The 20,074-nt window shown below is 40.6% G+C and carries 18 protein-coding genes and 1 pseudogene; 9 read left to right on the forward strand and 10 right to left on the reverse strand.

Features of this window, described 5'->3' with window-relative positions:
• Positions 1-24: 24 nt before the first annotated feature.
• Entirely contained in the window at positions 25-1,368 is a 1,344-nt protein-coding gene (aroA, locus tag B9G53_RS25400; RefSeq protein WP_094536206.1) for a 3-phosphoshikimate 1-carboxyvinyltransferase, read from the forward strand.
• Positions 1,369-1,463: 95 nt separating this feature from the next.
• Here the strand turns inward: aroA and B9G53_RS25405 are convergent, their stop codons facing one another.
• Positions 1,464-1,904, reverse strand: a complete 441-nt coding sequence (locus B9G53_RS25405) for an Rrf2 family transcriptional regulator (protein ID WP_094536207.1) — start codon at positions 1,902-1,904, stop codon at positions 1,464-1,466.
• 226 nt (positions 1,905-2,130) lie between these two features.
• The gene (locus B9G53_RS25410; protein ID WP_094536208.1) at positions 2,131-2,529 is read right to left on the reverse strand and encodes a hypothetical protein; all 399 of its coding nucleotides are present in this window, start codon (positions 2,527-2,529) and stop codon (positions 2,131-2,133) included.
• A gap of 18 nt (positions 2,530-2,547) precedes the next feature.
• Here B9G53_RS25410 and xseA point away from each other — a divergent pair, with 18 nt between their 5' ends.
• Together xseA and xseB are read left to right on the forward strand one after the other, a co-directional pair.
• The gene (gene xseA, locus B9G53_RS25415) at positions 2,548-3,762 is read left to right on the forward strand and encodes an exodeoxyribonuclease VII large subunit (RefSeq protein WP_094536209.1); all 1,215 of its coding nucleotides are present in this window, start codon (positions 2,548-2,550) and stop codon (positions 3,760-3,762) included.
• Positions 3,746-3,967 (forward strand): exodeoxyribonuclease VII small subunit, encoded by a 222-nt coding sequence (gene xseB, locus B9G53_RS25420; RefSeq protein WP_094536210.1) that lies wholly within the window; start codon positions 3,746-3,748, stop codon positions 3,965-3,967. The genes xseA and xseB overlap by 17 nt, the downstream gene beginning before the upstream one ends.
• A 37-nt stretch (positions 3,968-4,004) precedes the next feature.
• Here xseB and B9G53_RS25425 read toward each other — a convergent pair whose 3' ends face one another.
• Positions 4,005-4,211, reverse strand: a complete 207-nt coding sequence (locus tag B9G53_RS25425; protein WP_141211895.1) for a hypothetical protein — start codon at positions 4,209-4,211, stop codon at positions 4,005-4,007.
• A 257-nt stretch (positions 4,212-4,468) separates the two neighbouring features.
• Positions 4,469-5,497 carry an ABC transporter permease gene (locus B9G53_RS25430; RefSeq protein ID WP_094536212.1) on the reverse strand — a complete coding sequence of 343 codons (1,029 nt, stop codon included), beginning with the start codon at positions 5,495-5,497 and terminating at the stop codon, positions 4,469-4,471.
• 571 nt (positions 5,498-6,068) lie between these two features.
• Here B9G53_RS25430 and B9G53_RS25435 point away from each other — a divergent pair.
• Together B9G53_RS25435 and B9G53_RS25440 are read left to right on the forward strand one after the other, a co-directional pair.
• On the forward strand, positions 6,069-7,943 hold the full coding sequence (locus B9G53_RS25435) for an NAD(P)H-quinone oxidoreductase subunit F (RefSeq protein WP_094536213.1): 1,875 nt from the start codon (positions 6,069-6,071) through the stop codon (positions 7,941-7,943).
• 60 nt (positions 7,944-8,003) lie between these two features.
• A complete protein-coding gene (locus B9G53_RS25440) occupies positions 8,004-9,527 on the forward strand; it encodes an NADH-quinone oxidoreductase subunit M (RefSeq protein WP_094536214.1) in 1,524 nt (507 codons plus the stop codon).
• 128 nt (positions 9,528-9,655) lie between these two features.
• Here B9G53_RS25440 and B9G53_RS25445 read toward each other — a convergent pair whose 3' ends face one another.
• From B9G53_RS25445 to B9G53_RS25470, 6 genes are all read right to left on the reverse strand, one after another.
• Positions 9,656-10,447 carry a CatB-related O-acetyltransferase gene (locus B9G53_RS25445; protein WP_176453355.1) on the reverse strand — a complete coding sequence of 264 codons (792 nt, stop codon included), beginning with the start codon at positions 10,445-10,447 and terminating at the stop codon, positions 9,656-9,658.
• A 17-nt stretch (positions 10,448-10,464) separates the two neighbouring features.
• The gene (locus B9G53_RS25450; protein ID WP_094536215.1) at positions 10,465-11,379 is read right to left on the reverse strand and encodes a 6-hydroxymethylpterin diphosphokinase MptE-like protein; all 915 of its coding nucleotides are present in this window, start codon (positions 11,377-11,379) and stop codon (positions 10,465-10,467) included.
• A gap of 21 nt (positions 11,380-11,400) precedes the next feature.
• Positions 11,401-13,647, reverse strand: a complete 2,247-nt coding sequence (locus B9G53_RS25455; RefSeq protein WP_094536216.1) for an N-acetylneuraminate synthase family protein — start codon at positions 13,645-13,647, stop codon at positions 11,401-11,403.
• 57 nt (positions 13,648-13,704) lie between these two features.
• Positions 13,705-14,382: an acylneuraminate cytidylyltransferase family protein gene (locus tag B9G53_RS25460; RefSeq protein ID WP_176453357.1), complete on the reverse strand. Its 678-nt coding sequence runs from the start codon at positions 14,380-14,382 to the stop codon at positions 13,705-13,707.
• A 71-nt stretch (positions 14,383-14,453) separates the two neighbouring features.
• A complete protein-coding gene (locus B9G53_RS25465) occupies positions 14,454-15,734 on the reverse strand; it encodes an ABC transporter ATP-binding protein (RefSeq protein ID WP_094536218.1) in 1,281 nt (426 codons plus the stop codon).
• Positions 15,735-15,832: 98 nt separating this feature from the next.
• A complete protein-coding gene (locus tag B9G53_RS25470) occupies positions 15,833-16,375 on the reverse strand; it encodes a hypothetical protein (protein WP_094536219.1) in 543 nt (180 codons plus the stop codon).
• Between the two features lie 150 nt (positions 16,376-16,525).
• On the opposite strand from B9G53_RS25470, the gene B9G53_RS25475 reads away from it, so the two are divergent.
• The 4 genes and pseudogenes from B9G53_RS25475 to B9G53_RS25490 all read left to right on the forward strand — a co-directional run.
• The gene (locus B9G53_RS25475) at positions 16,526-17,320 is read left to right on the forward strand and encodes a DevA family ABC transporter ATP-binding protein (RefSeq protein WP_094536220.1); all 795 of its coding nucleotides are present in this window, start codon (positions 16,526-16,528) and stop codon (positions 17,318-17,320) included.
• 134 nt (positions 17,321-17,454) lie between these two features.
• Complete coding sequence (locus tag B9G53_RS25480; RefSeq protein ID WP_094536231.1) at positions 17,455-18,810, forward strand: TldD/PmbA family protein; 1,356 nt, start codon at positions 17,455-17,457, stop codon at positions 18,808-18,810.
• A 332-nt stretch (positions 18,811-19,142) separates the two neighbouring features.
• Positions 19,143-19,409: pseudogene (locus tag B9G53_RS25485) on the forward strand (hypothetical protein); the annotation flags it as partial.
• Between the two features lie 461 nt (positions 19,410-19,870).
• A partial coding sequence (locus tag B9G53_RS25490; RefSeq protein WP_176453356.1) for a transposase occupies positions 19,871-20,074 on the forward strand: 204 nt, incomplete at its 3' end.

The following is a 20,074-nucleotide window of genomic DNA, read 5'->3' on the forward strand; positions in this document are numbered from 1 at the left end:
TACTAATTGCTAACTGACTCTAACATGATTGACCTCGACACTACTCAAACTCATCATCTCCTCAACATTGATGCAAGCCAATTGCCACAAGGTTTACGAGGAAAAATCACGATCCCTGGAGACAAGTCGATTTCGCATCGAGCGTTAATGCTTGGCTCATTAGCAGAGGGTGAGACAACGATTCGAGGTTTATTGCTAGGCGAAGATCCGCGTAGTACAGCAGCATGTTTCTCGGCAATGGGGGCGGAAATTTCGGAACTTAACTCGGAATTGGTAGTAGTGAAGGGAATCGGGCTGGGAAATCTCAAGGAGCCGCTAGATGTCTTAAATGCTGGAAATTCAGGAACAACATTACGCTTGATGTTGGGGATTCTCGCAAGTCACCCCGATCGCTTTTTTACGGTTACAGGTGATCACTCTTTGCGATCGCGTCCGATGTCGCGTGTCGTCAATCCTTTACGTCAAATGGGAGCAAATATCTGGGGTCGGGAAAATGGAGCAAGAGCGCCGCTAGCAATTTCGGGACAAAATCTCAAAGCAATTCACTATCAGTCACCTGTAGCTTCGGCTCAGGTCAAGTCCTGCATTATGTTAGCGGGATTAATGACGGATGGTGAAACGATTATTACGGAGCCAGAAAGATCTCGTGATCATAGTGAAAGAATGCTGGCTGCTTTCGGGGCAAAAGTCACCGTTGACATTGATACGAATACAGTCTCAGTTAAGGGTGGTGCGAAACTGATTGGGCAGGAGGTGACAGTACCTGGAGATATCAGTTCGGCGGCGTTTTGGTTAGTGGCGGCTTCCATTGTTCCCAATTCGGATTTGGTAATTGAGAATGTCGGCATTAATCCAACCCGTACAGGTATTCTCGAAGTTCTTGCGGAGATGGGTGCAGATATTAGCTATGAAAATCAACGGGAAGTTACGGGTGAACCTGTTGCGGATTTACGAGTGCGCTCTGCTAATCTCAAGGCTTGTCGAATTAGTGGTGCGGTAATTCCGCGACTAATTGATGAGATTCCGATTTTAGCGATCGCGGCTAGTTGTGCAGAAGGAACTACTACCATTGAGGATGCTGCTGAGTTGCGTGTCAAGGAAAGCGATCGCATTGTCGCCATGGTTAAAGAAATGACGAAAATGGGTGCGAATGTTACGGAACTTCCAGATGGTATGTCGATTGTTGGTGGTAAACCTCTGGTAGGTGCTGAAGTTGACAGCTATAACGATCATCGAGTCGCGATGAGTCTAGCGATCGCGGCTTTAGTTGCTCAAGGTAAAACCTCTATCAATCGCGCCGAGTCGGCAGCTATTTCTTACCCATCGTTTATTCCTACCTTACAAAGTTTGTATACACAGACAGAATAAATCAAACCCAGATTTTTGATAAAAGCCCCGCTTTGCGGGGCTTTTATCAAAAATCTGGGTTTAGTAAGGGCGGCGCGAAGCGCCGCCCTCACTCTTTAGATGTAATACATGGTTGTCGCGATTTGACGCTGACGTTGCCGATCGCATAAATCCTTGAGTGTACAACCATCTAACACAGCAGAAGCTGACTTTTGGGCTGCTTCCCATACTTCATGGATTACTGAAAGAGATGCGCTGTCGTTACCTGACTTACTACTTTTTTCAGCGATCGGATCGTATCCCTCAATTCCCCGAATAATTTCTAGTAAACTTATTTCCCAAGGCTCACGGGCAAGGATATAACCACCCTTAGCTCCCCGTTGACTCTTGACTAAGCCTTGACGCTTTAAAGTCGCGAGCAACTGCTCTAAATAGCGATCGGGAATATTTTGTTGGTTCGCAATTTGACGAATCTGGAGAGGCTGATCGATCGCAAAATGATTAGCTAGCTCAAGCATAGCCAAAATTGCATATTCACTCTTTAAAGAAAGTTCCACAACAGACCGTAATTCTTATTTAAAGACATTTTTCTTCACTGAATTCTATGATACTACGGTATGTCACTGTAAATTTAGAGCAAATGTATTACAGCACTTTGCGCTCAAACCCAAACCAAGAAAAATTTTGAAAGTGTTGCTTAGCAATGCTTTCAAAATTTTTCTTGTGGTTCGTTTAATCGGTAATTGCTGTAAATAGGAGTGGCGGCGCGAAGCGCCGCCACTCCTATTTAATTACTGGCTGAATATAGCGGCTATTAGCCCTTACATAACATACATCTTCTATGTTTTTGCCCCGTACAGGCATCCAAGGTCGTCCATTCTCATCTAAAGGATTAACCAATACTTCATCAGAGCCGCCACGATAAACTTCTACTTCTAACAAAGTACCTGTCAAATAAGTACGAACGATGGGACTTTGTAAGCTTGCCGATCGCCGACAGTTTAGCCCGTTAGCTACAATCACCCGCCACAATGAACCCGCTGCCCGTGAGTAAGCTGATTTGATAGGGGTTTCATTGCTGTAGTAATTACCCTGCTGATCAGTCGTCTGCGCTTGGGCTGCTAGTGGCAAGACCGAGATTAGCAGCATAGAATAGGTCAGAGCGTTGAAAAAAGTATTCATAGGGCGGATTGCAGAAGGATGGTTAGTTCTAAAGAAGCGATGACTGTAGCAAATTTGACGCAAGCAATTACGCTTTTGTTGCGGGATGAAATTGGGATCGTGCGCGTGACGGGGGAAATTTCTGGCTTCACAACCGCAGCCTCTGGACATCGATATTTTACGCTCAAAGATGAGTCAGCCCAGATCGATTGTGTGATGTGGGCAAGCCGTACTATAGCCTTTCGTCCTAAGAGTGGAATGCAAGTTGTCGTCCAAGGTCGGCTAACGGTTTATGCAACCCGTGGCAAATATCAAATCGATTGCGATCGCATGACTGCCGCAGGACAAGGTGATTTATATCTAGCCTTTGCGGCGATGAAAGAAGATCTAGCGGAACGCGGATATTTTGATCCAGAACGCAAGCGAGAGATTCCTGCTTTTCCTTTGAAAATTGGGGTGGTCACGTCACCGACAGGAGCCGTGATTCAAGATATCCTCAGCACACTAAAGCGGCGATCGCCTCATTGCGAGATTTATTTATGCCCCGCAACCGTGCAAGGCGAAAATGCACCTGACGAGATTGCATCGGCGATCGCCGCTTTGCAAAATACCGATGCCGATGTGTTGATCGTTGGGCGTGGTGGCGGCTCGATTGAGGATCTCTGGGCGTTTAATACAGGGCAAGTTGCCGAGGCAATTTATCATTCGCGGATTCCCGTTATTTCTGCGGTTGGGCATGAAACAGACTTTACGATCGCTGATTTTGTAGCAGATTTACGGGCTGCTACACCAACGGCAGCAGCAGAACTAGTAACTCAATGCGATCGCGAAACCCTATGGCAACAGATTACCGCTTGGGAAAATCGCCTAAATCGCGTTGTTCAATTAGAAATGCAGAATTATGATCAACGTTTGAATGCACTTATCAATAGTTATGCTTTTCAAAATTTTGGAGATCGCCTCCATGATCGCGCTCAACAGTTAGACGAAGCTGATCAAACTATGCAAAAGTCTCTCCTTCGTCATTTGCGCCAATCCACCAATAAACTTGAAAGCATCACCGCCCATCTGCGATCGCTATATCCACTATCACCATTACAGCGTGGTTTTGCTTTGTTGCGATCAGGCGATCGCTTGCTTAGCAATGAGGATTCACTCACTGAATTTGATAAAGTGGAAATTGTGCGGCGATCGGAAATTGCCCAAGCCAAGATTGAACAAGTAATCGATAAAGTATATGACCGACCAGAATAAATCGCCAAAGAAACTACCAGATCTAACCTTTGAAGAACAGATGCAACGTCTCGAAGAAATAGTGGAAATTCTTGATGATGGTGAAGCCGCTTTAGATGAAATGTTGTCTCTCTACGAAGAAGGGATGAAGCGATCGCAATATTGCCGTGAATATCTAGAAAAAGCCGAACAGAAAGTTACCTTAATTCAGAGTCAAAATTCCTAGAAACTATTAGAATAGGGTAATCGATTTAAGTGCTTTTTCATTCTGAAACAACACAATTACTAGCGTATAATTTTTCAACTGATAAACGACAAGAGTCATATTTATTCATTTCTAAACCAACAACACCCCAAAAAAAGCATTTTTCAGGCTTAGTTATTGCTTCATGTGCAGCCGTATATAAATCTTCGTCCCCATCCTCTGGATAAAAAGCAACCCCACAAGATATTGTTAATGGGGCCAACATTCTGCTCGTAATGGAATAAGAAAACAATTGTGAAACAGTTACAGGGAGCAAATAATAGTGTTGGCAGGCAGTAGAAAAGAACTTTAAAATATGAAGACGTGGAGGGGACAAATTGACAATTTGAGTAACATCCTGAAAAGAGACTAATTGCTATTTTGCCTTACCTTTAGTTAATTATTTTACCCTTCCATTACGAGCGGAATGTGGGTTCGTGAATTGGTATAAATGGATTAAAAAACGGCGCACTGCGCCGTTTTTTAATCCATTTCATCAAGTTTAATGCGGGGATCGACAGCTTTAAGCAATAGGTCGCCAATGAGATTACCGACTACTAACATCAAAGTTCCTAACATTAGTCCTGCCATGACCAGATTCGTGTCTTTTTCTTTGGTTGCGTCTAGCAATAACTTGCCTAAGCCTGGCCAGCTAAAAAAGAATTCTGTAATAAATGCTCCACCTAGTAATCCCCCAAACTCAAATCCTAACAATGTAATTAGAGGATTGATGGCATTGCGGAGAGCATGGACATAGATCACCTTGTTCTCAGGTAGTCCCTTCGCACGGGCTGTTTTGATGTAGTCTTGCCGCAATACATCTAGCAAACTACCGCGCATAATCCTTTGTAATCCTGCAAAACTAACCACTGTCAAAGTTAAGATGGGCAAGATCATGTGATGGCTGATATCGAGGAATTTCCCAAAGGGTGAGAGATCGGTAAAATCAATACTAGTCATACCACCTACAGGGAACCAGCCTGTATTTTGCGCCAACATCAACAATAAGATTGCCAATACAAAGCTAGGAAAACCTTGCGTTGCATAACTTACTATTTGGATCAGGCGATCGCTCCAAGTATTTTGTTTAACGGCGCTGTAAATACCGAGGGGGATCGCCAAGAACCATGTCGTGAACAAGGAAGCAAGAGACATCAGCAATGTATTGCCAGCCCGCTCGACTATTAGTGGTGTGACAGGTGCTAAGCCTTGACAACGCACTCCTAAATCACCCCCTAAAGTATTTTGCAACCACAGAAGATACTGTATGACTTCAGGTTTATCGTAATTCAGTTGCTTTTCTAACTGTTCGATTGTCTTTTTGGGTGTACTAGGGTTGTTTCGGAGATCCGAAAAACAATTTCCGGGGGACTTAGTAATTGCGAAAAAGCTTAAAATTGACACGCCTAAAACGACAATAATCGCTTGTCCCAGACGCTTTACCACAAAACCTGTCGTATCGTTAATGATCAAGCGCCAGAAAGAGCGATTTCCTTGATTTGCAGTTGTCATAGCTCAAAGTTGCTTAATCAATTTGGGGCATTTACTATGCAGTTATATTAGTCTAAATTCGTGTGCAAGCGTTTAGCTCGTTTACTGATCGCGATCGCAACAAGTTATAGCAAAAAACAAAGAGTTATCTAGTACAAACTAGAACCCCATCAGATGAGTGGCGGCGCGAAGCGCCGCCACTCATCTGATGGGTTATGCTCTAAGCAAAACCTGCTTTGCTATATAGCGATCCTAAATGAGTTGTAAGATTTGGAGGGTTGTGAGAGTGCGTCCCGAAGGGGCGCACTCTCACAACCCATTTAGGATTGCTATATGCGCGATTTTTTGATCGTTTGGTAGACAAGCCTTTGATTCTTGTTAATTTAAGCTTTCTGATTATTTACCCTGTATATTTGAGCCAGATTTACCCAGATAATGATGTCAAGTAGCTATATGCCTTGAACAATGGGCTTAATCCCCTTGCCGTTTTCTGCCGATCACTACAATCTAAAGGTGAAACGTTTTGTTGTAAACTCATAAAATAATCAATAGATCTTAATATAAACATAGTAAAAACTCTATAGAAGAATCAATGATCCTAGAAACAGCTTGGTTACTTCCTTGCTATGGTTTGCTGGGCGCAGGGCTGACATTACCTTGGTCACTAAGGATAATTCGTCGTACTGGACCTCGTCCTGCGGTTTACCTAAATATGTTAATGACAGCCCTTGCCCTAGTGCATAGTTGTTGGCTACTAACATCAGTTTGGGGGCAACCTGCTCAACAATTTGAATTTATTTGGTTTCAAGCGTTTGATCTAAATATTGCTTGCTCCTTCGAGCTTTCCACGATTAGCGCTGGTGCATCAGTGATGATCGCCACCATGAGCTTAATTTCACAGGTTTATGGACTAGGTTCACTAGAAACTGACTGGGCGATCGCCAGATTTTGCGCCTTAATTGGCTTTTTTGAAGCTGCAATTACAGGGATCGCCTTTAGTGACTCCTTGTTTTTTAGCTATGCCTTACTAGAAATGCTGACCCTCTCCACCTATTTATTAGTTGGCTTTTGGTATGCACAGCCCCTAGTAGTGACAGCAGCGAGAGATGCTTTTTGGACAAAGCGGGTCGGTGACTTGTTTTTGTTGATGGGTGTAGTTACCCTCGCCAATCTTACGGATAGTCTGAATTTTTCCGATCTCCGAGCATGGGCAAATGCACCGCAAACGATCGCCTATTTTGCCGAGCATCAACAATTTGGTACGTTATTGGGACTAGCGCTGATTGCGGGACCCTTGGGTAAATGCGCTCAGTTTCCATTGCACCTCTGGCTGGACGAAGCAATGGAAGGACCAAATCCTGCTTCGATTTTGCGAAATTCGGTAGTTGTGGGCGCAGGAGCCTATGTACTGATTAAATTTCAGCCAGTTTTGTCACTATTCCCTGTAGCGGCAGAGGTTTCAGTAGTACTTGGAGCAATTACAGCGATCGGTGCATCGTTAGTAGCGATCGCCCAAATCGATATGAAACGCGCTCTATCCCACTCAACTAGCGCCTACCTCGGTCTAGTTTTCATCGCTGTGGGGATGCAACAACCTGATCTAGCTTTGGGACTGCTCTTTAGTCATGGCATCAGCAAATCTCTCCTATTCCTAAGTTCAGGTGCTGTCATGATGTCTACCATGACTCAAGATCTCACGGAAATGGGAGGCATCAAAACGCGAATGCCCGCGACTTTAGTTGCCTTCATTGTGGGATCGCTGGGATTAGTAGCCTTAGTTCCCTTTGGAGGATTTTGGACGCTCTTGCGCTGGGAAGAAACTTTTTGGAATAGTGATCCTTGGCTAATTGCGATCGCCTTATTAGTAAATAGCATTACGGCTTTTGGACTAATGCGATTGTTTGCTATGGTCTTCCTTGGTCCCATCCAACCCAAAACTCGACGTGTCCCCGAAGTCGCTTGGCAAGTTGCGCTTCCATTAGTCTCATTAACTCTGATTACCTTACTCGTTCCCATATTGCTTCCCTCATGGAAGTTTGTGGATATTGACTTAGAGACAGTCGATATTTGGGGTACGGTAGTATTATCTGCTTCAGGTTTAATTGGGTTTGGGGTCGGTGCATACATCTACATCAAGCCCTATTATGCTACGAGTACTTCAGTGCCTATGCCCCCAAAATTTGTCCGCAGTTCATGGAAAGCGGTACAGGATTTACTTGCCTACGATCTCTATGTACAGACCATTTATAAATACACGGTAGTCTTAATCGTGGGTGGCGGTTCTAAGGTTTTAGCTTGGATTGATCGCTATTTAGTCGATGGTTCCGTCAACTTTTTGGGCTTTGCATCAATCTTTAGTGGTGAGAGCCTCAAATATACGGTGACAGGGAGATTACAGCAGTATGTGCTGACGATTCTGATTGGTCTAATTTTGATCGGCTTTGCCGCTTTTTATGGTCTTCATTAAACGCTCAGCGCCTTAGGCGCTGAGCGTTTAATGTTTTTAATTATTATTTTTTAATCAAACATGCTTAGTACATTAGTTTGGGTTCCGATCGCAGGGGCGCTGCTGATCGTTTTATTGGGAGCATTCCTCGACTTCCAACAGTTACGCCGAATATCACTGGGAATTGCGATCGCCACATTTGGCTGGTCAATCTTCTTACTCACTAAATTTGATATTAGTCTTGCCTCCATCCAATTAAGTGAATCCTTTGCTTGGTTAGATCCAATAGGACTTACCTATCGACTTGGTGTAGATGGTCTATCTTTTCCCCTAGTTCTACTCAATGGATTACTGCTGATTATCGCTATCTATATCAGCTATGACATCCAAAGACCTCGCCTCTATTTCCCATTAATATTACTACTCGGAGGCGGCGTAAATGGAGCTTTTCTTGCTCAAAACCTACTCTTGTTTTTCCTTCTCTTTGAAGTCGAACTAATTCCTCTCTATCTCTTGATTGCAATTTGGGGAGGCGAAAAACGCGGCTATGCGGCAACCAAATTTTTGATTTACACTGCTATCTCAGGTGTACTTATTTTAGCGGCTTTCTTTGGCATGGCAGTTTTTGGTAGTGGTGATGCAGCTACCTTTACCTTTAACTATCAAGACTTACATCTCGAAGGTGTATCGAAAACCACCAAAGGAATTTTACTTCTGCTTCTACTCCTAGGCTTCGGCATCAAAATTCCGATTGTGCCATTACATACATGGCTACCCGATGCTCACGTTGAAGCCTCAACTCCAGTTTCCACCTTACTTGCAGGAGTTCTGCTCAAACTAGGAACCTATGGTCTATTGCGCTTTGGACTAGGTTTATTACCCGATGCATGGCAAGCGATCGCCCCATTTTTAGCTGTTTGGGCAGTGGTCAGCGTCATTTATGGATGTCTCACCGCAATCACCCAAACTGATATGAAAAAAATGGTAGCCTATAGCTCTGTTGGACATATGGGTTATATTCTCTTAGCCTTAGCTGCTGCTACACCCCTTTCTCTGGTAGGCGCAACCTTCCAAATGATCAGTCATGGTTTGATTTCGGCACTGTTATTTATTTTGGTAGGGATCGTTTACAAAAAAACGGGAACTCGCAATATTAACTCTCTCAATGGATTACTCAATCCTGAACGTGGCTTACCGATTACAGGATCACTGATGATCTTGGCGGCGATGGCAAGTGCAGGGACACCAGGGATGATTGGATTTATTGCTGAGTTTGTGATTTTTCGCAGTAGTTTTGCGGTTTTTCCTGTGCAGACACTGCTCTGCATGATTGGTACTGGTTTAACGGCTGTTTATTTTCTAATCATGATTGATCGCGTATTTTTCGGCCGTCTTGCGGTTGAGAAAATTGCGAATAAACCACCAATTAGTAATTTTCCCTTTGCGAAATGGCAAGAAAAATTTCCTGCGATCGCCCTTGCTCTAATCATCGTTTTCTTTGGACTAATTCCTAGCTTTGCCACAAAAATAATCGAGAGTTCAGCCGATGCGATCGCTCCAAATCACACGAAACCAAGTCAAATTGCTTTAGTACAATCAATATGATTTTCGATAAAGATTGCTTTGCAATCTTTATCGAAAATCATAATTTCAAAATCTCTTTGTATACTTTAATGTAACGATTTACTTGCAATTCTAATTGATATTCAGAAAGTACAATCCCTCGAAAATTTCTACTTATTACTTTCTGTTAATGACTCACAAGATTTAGTTTTTTCATACCAGCTTATGAACATTTGAATATTTTGTTGGGCAATCAATGACTGGGCTTCTCGTAAATATTCTTCGGGTAAATCCCACCACTTAATAATTTGTAGTTTTTGAATTAATTCTTGTGAAAATCTAAAACGAATTAATTTGGCGGGGACTCCTCCAACGATCGCATAATCAGGTACATTCTTTACAACTACAGCTCCCACTCCTACAATCGCTCCATTTCCAATTGTTACACCGTCTTTAATAAACACTCTTGCACCTAGCCAAACATCATGCCCAATAGTAATTTTTTTTCTTTCTTCAAATAGGTTGATATTAGAAAAAGATGTGCCACATTGTTTTAGTGTTGAAAAGAATACGGGACTAGTACTCACGAAATCTGTAGGATGCTCCCCATAACCTATAAGACACTCTGGACCAATGGAACAAAAACTGCCAAAAGTTACTTGTGATGCAATTGTACGACTAGAAATATAACTAAATCTACCTATAATAACTTCATGTAAAATCACGTTGTCATAAATTGTGACATTGTTAGATATCTGAGAAGAACAAATGCTACAAGAAGATAAAATAGCTACATTATTTTCTATGTCAGAGTTGCGGATATTGCTGTTGCTTTTTATAGTAAATCCTTGTTCGATTTTACTGTTTTTATCAATGCTACTCCCAAACCCTATAGATGCTTTGGGATACTTAAACTTAAAGATATAAAATTTAATTATTTTTTTAAGATGACCTAGTAGCATCGTAATCCCACCGAATTTTAGTCAAGATTTTTAGATAGAACTGATTCTAAAGTGACTCTTGGAAAAACATCAAGCATTCCTCCTTGAGTTGCATTAAAGATTTGGCAACCTTTGGTTTGAGCATATTGTTTCATCAATCTGTATTGCTTCCACCGAAAATAGTATTCTTCAAACCAACGCTCAGTAGTAAATGAGCTTAAATGTTCGGCATCACTAATACCTTCTTCTTCTTTATAAAAATGATGATTTGTAACACGACTAGTATCATTTAAGTAGTCGTGATCGCATCCTATTAAATAGATTTCTTTGCACCCCATATATATAGCAACTTGAATAGCAGAATAAATAACTGTTCTAACACTAAATGGACTTTTATCAATTTCCCAAACCTCGCTATTTAAATAACTTGACTCGTCTAAAGATTTATTCAGAGAGTAGTTAACAAAATATTGATTGTTGTTTTTATATTCAGGATAATTTTCAAGGAATCTGTAATTTGAATAAATGTATGGAGCATAACCTAAAAAATAGGTTACGTCATCTGTATAAGATTGTTTAAAACCGTCAAATACTTTATTTAAATCATTAAAATTAAAGGGATGATGACTTGGTGCAAGAATGTGGTATTTGGGTGAAATGGTTTTAATGTCTTTATGAAGAAAAAATTGACTTACAGCAATACTAAGCTCACTTCTAAGACCTGTGAGGTCTTGAGCTTTTATCGATGGTCCTGTTGCAAGAATAAAACACCTTTCTCCATGGTGGATGTTCTTAAATTTTGAATTTACTTTTGACAACTTTTTTACAAAAGCTTTTTCTACATTAAAATCATTATTTCTAAATTGATTCGAGTACATTGATAAAAGAATGTCCTTAATGCCATTTGGCAACGTCCAGTATATTAAAGACTTGATTGTTGACTTTAAGTTCATAGATCTTTAGTTAATTAGAGTTTAAAAATTCTTCCCTAATCTTTCTAAGGCGATCCAAAATCCTTCGCCTTCATTCTTATGCCCTTGCCAAACTTCTGGAATAAAAGAAGATTGAGGAGAATATCTTTCAAGATACTCCGAGAGAGAGGGAAAGTCAATTTCACCCTCACCAATTTGTAATCCTTCACCATCAATATCTTTCGCATCAGCAATATGTAGATGAGCAGTATATAGCCCTACTCGTTTAATAAATTCTTTAAATGACAATTTGTGATAAGTACAAGCCAATTTGGAATGAGAGATGTCTAAGCAAACACGATAGTTATACCTACGACAAAAATCTGCAATGTCTTGCGGATCAACGAAAAGATTGTGATTTCTTTGTCCACCGAAATGCCAAGGGAAAGGAGGCATGGTTTGAGGAATAATCTCGACTCCGTCCTTATCTAGCTGAGATAGACTCTCATAAAGTGTGTTGTATAGCTGTTCACGCTGTGACAATGATAATAAAGTATCACTTGTAAATCCACCAACATTGGTAATAATGTAGGGGCGATTTGACCTTCCAAAGAAATTTTTTAATTGTCGAGTAACGCTGATTACTTTTTGTAATTCTTTTATGGAACGTTGTCTGTAATTAGGATCTTGAGAGGATAGATCTAATAAATGATCACCTGCAAATAATTCTGGAGCATGTACAACTAAATCTAGATCGTAAACCTGATCCATGTATTGCTCAATATCGACTTCTAGATCTTTATAACTAAGATGAAACTCTAGTAAATCAGGATTGGATTTTGACAATAAATTCTTAAAGTCATGGTAACGCACAGGAATTCCCCAAGGACGATTGAAGTGATAGGATCGGGGCTGTACTTTGTCTGTATCCAAGTCACTAGGATAGAAAAAGTCTCCTACCTTGAGTGATCGTCTAGAGCGTTTACCAATCAATTCTATCTTACGATTAGGTTGTAAACCTTTACCTGGACTCTTGACTTCGATCATTGCCTCAGTAATGGTTTGTCCAGATTCTAGATCGCAGTTAATCACTAAACTCTTTGCTAAAATCTCTCTATTCATTAACTCACCTTGACTGAGGTATCGCACACCAGTTGAACCTAGAGACTGTTCAACTTGACGGATTCCCTCGACCATCTGCCGAAACTCATCTGGCAACAAACTAACTTTATGATCGTTACCTTCCATGTTTTTGTCTAGAGTGAAGTGTTTTTCGATTACTTTAGCTCCCTTAGCTATGGCAGCAATCGCCACATAAATGCCGCGTTCATGTCCAGAATAACCAACAGGGCAATCCCCAAGTTCTTTAAGATGGTCTATGTAGTTGAGATTTACATCTTTGAATGGTGCTGGATAGGTAGAGTTACAATGGAGTAAAACATACATCGCACCCAATCGCTTAAGCAATGCCACTGCATTAATAATCTCTGATTCAGTAGACATACCTGTTGAGCAAATTAATGGTTTTCCAGTTTTAGCTAAAGCGGTGAGTAAGTCATAGTTGGTTAAGTCTGCTGAGGCAACTTTGTAAGCCTGCATCCCATATCGCTCTAATTGAGACAAACTTTCGATATCCCAAGGAGTACAAAGTGGTAAAATTCCCTTTGTATGACAGTAATCAAAAGCTGCGAACATTTCATCAGGACTTAACTGGAATCGACTTAGTAAATCTAGAGTATATTGTGAACCTAAATCTTCACTAGCATCATTAGCATTTCCTGCGTTCTGATATAGTGACTTAAGATCACGCATTTGAAACTTTGCACTGTCTGCACCTACTATCACTGCTTGATCAATTAATTTTTTAGCAAGTTGTAAACTACCATTGTGATTATTACCAATTTCGGCAATAACAAAAGTTGGTGAGTTAGCATCAATAATAAAATTTCCAATACGAATATCATCTAGTTTCTGGCGAGCGACTCCAACTAAATGAAGATTTTTGTCAAGAATAGGAATAAATTCAATTTTGTTGGAAAAGTAAGTTTGAATTTTTTCTGGCTCTTCATCATAACTAGCAAATTTAAAGTTTTTGTTAGAGATTTTGGAGACTGGCTGATTCAGATTAATAGAGTCCTGTGTAACTAGCCAACGGCGAAAGTCTCCATCTGTAAGCACACCTTCTAAAACACCTGTTTCACTTACTGAAAAAATAATTCGGCTTTTATTATCACTGATCTTTCTAAGTGCTACGACAATATCATCTTCAGCAAAAACAATGTATTTAGAAAGATTCTTATCGATAATCATATAATTATAGTCTCTGTAACTTATTGAATATTTATGAATTCTTTATTACTTTATTAACTATAAATGAGATCTCTTCATTAAAAACTCGACATATTCAAAGTCTTCTAAAGAGTCAATTTCCCAACTTTGATCTTCGTTCATTACAAACAGTGAAATCTTACCACCTAGTCGATTTTTGAACTTTTTTAATACCCAAGGTTTAAAGATATAGATAGATCCATTTTCCATATATTGAGGGTTCATATCTTGACGACGAGGACGACTATGGTAGTCATAATTAATCGATTTGGCAACACCGTCAACTTGATGCCAAAGAAAACGGTGACTAGGTGAAACTGAAAGTAGAGAGTCAGCCTTTTCTGCTCTAATTTGTGCGATCGCGCGATCAATATCTAATCCTGTTCGCAATGGAGATGTGCATTGTAAGAAGACAATCAGTTCTGAATTAATACCAGACTCTTCGATTTCTGATACTGCATGAAAGAGTGCCTTTTCCGATGATGCAGTATCTGTGGCAAGTTCTGGAGGTCGTTGAATTACTTCGGCTCCATATTCGCGAGATACAGAAGCAATTTCTAGATCGTCAGTGGTTACATAAACTTGGTCAACTAATTTAGCTTCTTGTGCGTCGATAATTGAATGAGCGATTAATGGTTTATCACCCAAGATTTTAAGGTTTTTTTTTGCAATGCCCTTAGAACCTCCCCTAGCAGGAATAATTGCCATGTTCATGATTTGATATACTCCACATAAAAGCTATACAATGTAAAGAAATTTACGCCTTAAAAAATTTAACACTTTCAAGTTTAGCTCCCAATACTAACTAGCTCTATTTTTGTTGTTTTCCAAGGAAGCATTGGTAATAAGTAGCCTTTTCGATGTCCTCTTGTATTTACATCTCCAGTTTCAACGAGATTAAAAATCAATGCTTCTACATTTTCATAGACATCAAAGCTAGGTATTCCAGAGCTAACTCTTAAAATGTAGCGCCCATTGTTTAACCATAACCCTGGAATTCTTACTTGGGTTTTGTAAATACCTAGTTGACGATACTCTAAAAGACCATTGTCTTGATCACGATCTTCTAACGACATGATATGAGAGCCATCATTTCCATGAAGATTTAATGAGATTACTGCTCCACTAACTGGATTACATACTTCATAAATGGTTTCAATAATAAAATCTCTACGAACATCTAATTCACCATCTATTGAGCCATATTCATCTAAAATTTTACATTCTATAATTCTTATTGGAGTGTTTCTTCTGATCGGATTTTTCCATAAACGTCCACTCAAATATCCAGTATTTAGATATCTTTCTGTAGATTTTTCGCTACTACCATTGAACACAAGGTAGCCTTTTTCTAAAAAAAGACAGTTCTGAGTCAAGCTCAGAATTGCTCCCATATTATGACTAACAAATAAAACAGTTCTCCCTTCCTTTTCCGCCACATCTTCCATCTTTCCTAAACATTTCTTTTGAAATGCTGCATCTCCTACTGCTAATACTTCATCGACAATCAAGATCTCTGGTTCCAAATGCGCTGCTACGGCAAACGCCAAGCGTACATACATTCCTGAAGAATAACGCTTCACTGGTGTATCTAAGAACTTTTCTACTTCTGCGAAGGCAACTATTTCATCAAATTTTTTCTTGATCTCTGATCGATCCATTCCCAAAATTGCGCCGTTGAGATATATATTCTCTCTACCTGTTAATTCTGGATGAAAACCTGTGCCAACTTCTAGAAGACTGGCGACTCTACCTTTGATGGAGATTCTGCCAGAGGTAGGTTCGGTGATGCGACTGAGGATTTTGAGGAGAGTGGATTTACCTGCACCATTGCGTCCGATGATGCCTACGCGATCGCCTTGCTTAATTTCAAAGGAGACATCTTTGAGCGCCCAGAACTCTTCACTGAGATCATCAGGTTGTGCTCGGCGATCGCCAGTTAATCCCTGCCAAAAAGACATGGCTCCATTAGCGATCACATCGCGTAAAGCTGTGTAGCGTTCTTGCTTTTGGTGACCGATAATGTACTTCTTACTTAAGTTTTCGACGCGAATTACGACATCAGACATTTGTAAGTTCTTAAATGGTATCGGTAAGAGTTCTGCAATTTAAACTAGATTTTTGATGGCGCGGCGAAGCCGCGCCATCAAAAATCTAGTTTAAAGCCCTATTGACCAGATTTGACGAGTTTTAAAATTGAAGTTCTGAGATTGTGGATAGCTTGAGTATTTTCTTCGTCAGATGTATAGGTATCGTCGTGGGATTCTTCATGAACTTCTTGATCTTGATCTTCTGACTTTTGCGCTAGGCGATCGCAGAGATCGTCAAGATGCGATACCAGTGTGACGGGGATATGGGGGGCAACTGAGTCAAGGTTAGGATGTGTGGGTAAATCATCACAGGGACAACAAACAGGAACTCTTGGCCCAATGTCGATGGATGGTACTAGCAAATTGCAACGGGCGCAAGCAATTATTTCCCATTTATTGCTGAGCAAGTCACTAACGGTTTGATCAGTCCCACTTAAATAGGCTTCTTCGGCTTTAGTGGTACTAATTTCATCCCAGAGTTGGTTAAATAAAGGCGAGTATTTTTCCCCTTGTACAATCTTGTAGATTCGAACTTGTTCACCTTGAGTAGACAAGCTTACAGTTTTGCCCATCTGCATCCACTGTGCGACATAATTTTTGACTAAGGTTCGAGAGGCCATAATTTTAGAACCTTTAATGAATAATTAAGTAGATTTGACAGCACAGGTAAAATGCACCTGCCATAATAATTAATATAGTCTGAGAGCTTCATTCATAGTTTGAATAAATCCTATAATTTGTTATTTATTTTGCTCGCAGGACATTAGCTTATGCTCGATACCTATCTAGATTCTACATCACAGTCCTTATCCCCCAACTTCGAGCCATCAGTCCAAATCCGCAATTTAAATTTTCATTACGGTGAAGGAGATTTATTTAAGCAGGTTTTATTTGATATCAATTTAGAGATCTACCCTGGACAAATTGTGATCCTTACGGGGCCATCTGGTTCAGGTAAAACCACGCTTCTAACTTTAATAGGGGCTTTGCGGACAATCCAAGATGGTAGTCTGAAAGTTTTGGGTCAGGAGCTGAAAGGGCTAAATCCTAAAAAATTGGTGCAAATCCGTAAAAATATTGGCTTTATTTTTCAGGCCCATAATCTCTTTCATTCTTTGACGGCTAGACAAAATGTGATGATGTCTACGGATCTCTTTACCCATGAGGGTGGTAATGCGATGGCGGCGAATAAAGCGGCGGAGATCTTGACGCAGCTTGGACTAGGAGAGAGAGTTGACTATAAGCCCCATGCTCTGTCGGGTGGACAAAAGCAACGGGTGGCGATCGCCAGAGCTTTAGTCAATCGTCCAAATTTAATTCTTGCGGATGAGCCAACGGCGGCGTTAGATAAAAAATCTGGGCGCGATGTGGTGACGTTGATGCAAAAAATGGCTAAGGAGGAAAACATCACCATTTTGATGGTGACCCATGACAACCGTATCCTTGATGTGGCCGATCGCATTATTAACTTGGTGGACGGCAATTTAGAATCTGACAATGTGATGAATGATTTTCTGGCAAATCGCGATGCTTCAGGTGTTGATTCGCGTACATTTATGCTGTAGATAAGTATGGTTGGCGCTTTGCGCCGCCTATACTTATCTACAGGAAACTCAGAGAAATTTTGGAAAGCGCCGCTTTGCGGCGCTTTCCAAAATTTCTCTGGGCTGTAATTAATTTATTTGGAGCTAATTTTTTGATGAGCAGACATCTAGAAGAACAGTCTCTAGAAAAAGCATTTTATCAACTTGCCGATCGCTTGATTGATAGTCTGCATCATGGTGAACACTTAACGATTAACTTAGAGAGTGAACGTAGTCAATTCACCAGATTTAACCATGCCAAAGTCCGACAGTCAGGAGTGGTCGCTGATGGGAATGTGACCATTTTACTAATTTATAATCAGCGCGAAGCCTATGCCAAGTTTCCGTTTACAGGCGATCGCGAAATTGATATGGCTTATGTGATCTCTAATCTTGAATATCTCAGGCAAGAAGTTGCTCAGATCCCCGAAAATCCTTATCTAGTCATTCCTGAGAACCAAGGCTCAAGTCGCGAGGTTTATCAAGGTAATTTGTTAAAGCCAGAGGAGGCGATCGCCACAATTCTCGCGCCAGTGAATGATGTTGATTTTACAGGCTTCTATGCTTCGGGTTCGGTAATTCGCGCTAATGCGAATTCCGCAGGTCAAAGACATTGGTTTGCGACGGATTCTTTTTTTGTGGATTATTCGATGTTTGTCCAGACTGATTCAGGTGAAAAAGCAGTCAAAGGCATTTATGCTGGCAAAGATTGGGAACCACAGGCTTATAAATTACAGATTAATCGCTCTCAGCAACAATTAGTAGCCTTGCAAAAGACAAGTAAAACGTTAGAGCGTGGTCAGTACCGTACTTACTTTGCACCTGCGGCTTCATCAGAGCTATTGGGCTTTTTAGCTTGGAGTGCGGGAGAGTCAGGTTTACAACAGAGTAGTAGCGCTCTTTTAAAGTTAAAAAATCAAGAAAGAACTCTCTCACCATTACTATCCATTAGTGAAAACTTTGCCTATGGGAATGTACCTCGTTTTAACGACTTAGGCGAGGTTGCTCCAGAATATTTACCAATTATTGCTGAGGGAAAACTTGTTAATACATTGGTAAGTTCGCGCAGTGCCAAAGAATATGGCAAGATCGCTAATGGTGCTGATGAGGGTGAATCAATGCGATCGCCTGAAGTTGCCGCAGGAATTTTAGCTGAGTCTGACATTCTCAAACAGTTAGATACGGGACTTTATCTATCCAATTTGCATTATCTCAATTGGAGCGATCGCAGTGGTGGTCGTATCACTGGCATGACCCGTTACGCTTGCTTCTGGGTTGAGGATGGTGAGTTTATCGCGCCCATTGAAAATCTGCGTTTTGATGATAGTATCTATGACTTTCTTGGCGAAAATCTCGAAGCTTTTACTGATTTTCGCGAATTTATTCCTAATACAGGAACCTATGAAACGCGATCGCTTGGCGGTATTCTCGTCCCAGGAATGCTAGTTAAAGATTTTACATTCACTCTTTAAAATCTAATCAGGTTGCCTCTCCTGCAATGATTATCCGAACTTGATCTTCTCAATATATTATTGTAATAGCAAGTATGAAATTCGATAGGACGTTGGCCCCAATTCTGGTCTAAAATCAATCACTATGGTTTCTCTCTACTAATTGCTACATCAAATTTTGGTCACACCCATTGAATAACTCAAATCGAGACGAATTGACTGGATTAAAAAATCGAAAACTTCCACAAAATTGCTTTGATGAATACACTGGAGATAGCTCGCGATTTGGATTAATTTTAATTGATGTCGATGGATTGATCTATTTCAACGATTACTAAGATCATGCTGAAGCTGATGCAAAACTAAAACAAATTTCTGACTTAATCTGTCAAAGTGTCCCAAATAGTGTTGATGTTTTTCGATATGGGGGAGATGAATTTTCTATTCTTATCAATGATTTGAACATGGCAGAATTTGTCGCATTAGCAATGCAAAGTCGTAGTTCTATTAATCAGAATTTTGCTCATATGCCACCATTGCGAAGATATTTTCATGTGTATGATCGCAGTCGTTTAGATATTCATTATCTATCCCACATTCCGCTCGTAATGGAAGGATAAAATAATTAACTGAGAGCTTGCACCATTCTGGAAAGAGGTTGCAGAAAGAGCAAAAATATGAAAAAAAGGGCATAGCAGTAAATTAAATAACGATTATGTAAAGCATCGTTAAGCACGCCCAAAGGCTAGTTTATAGTCTTGTATGTCTAATGCCAATGGGATCATCTCAGTTCACTGAGTATAAGTACTCAGTGAATCAAGCATATCATTGAGATAAGCACAGCGATGCATCAAAACTTGAGCAACATTTTTATGATTCCATTGGAGAGTGTAAAGTGAAATGTGTAAAGTCTAGGAAGTATACAGAGAGATAATCAAGACACACAACTACTAACACCACAAAGATGAATATCTGCAAAGAAATACTCGATGAATTGCTGCAAGAATGTAAAACACCACCCGACTTATTCGGAGAAGGAGGAATCCTGAAACAACTAACCACCGCACTAGTGTAGCGAGCCTTGGAAGCAGAATTATCGACCCATCTAGGGTACAAGAAGCATGAATCGAAACCAGAAGGACAAAGCAACAGTCGTAACGGTTATAGCCAGAAAAAAGTTCAAGGCGACTTTGGTGTAGCCGAAATCGCAGTCCCCCGAGATCGGCAAGGAGAGTTTGAACCACAACTGGTCAAGAAAGGACAAAATCGACTGTCAGGACTAGAC

This window comes from Pseudanabaena sp. SR411 (genome assembly GCF_002251945.1).
GTDB lineage: Bacteria > Cyanobacteriota > Cyanobacteriia > Pseudanabaenales > Pseudanabaenaceae > Pseudanabaena.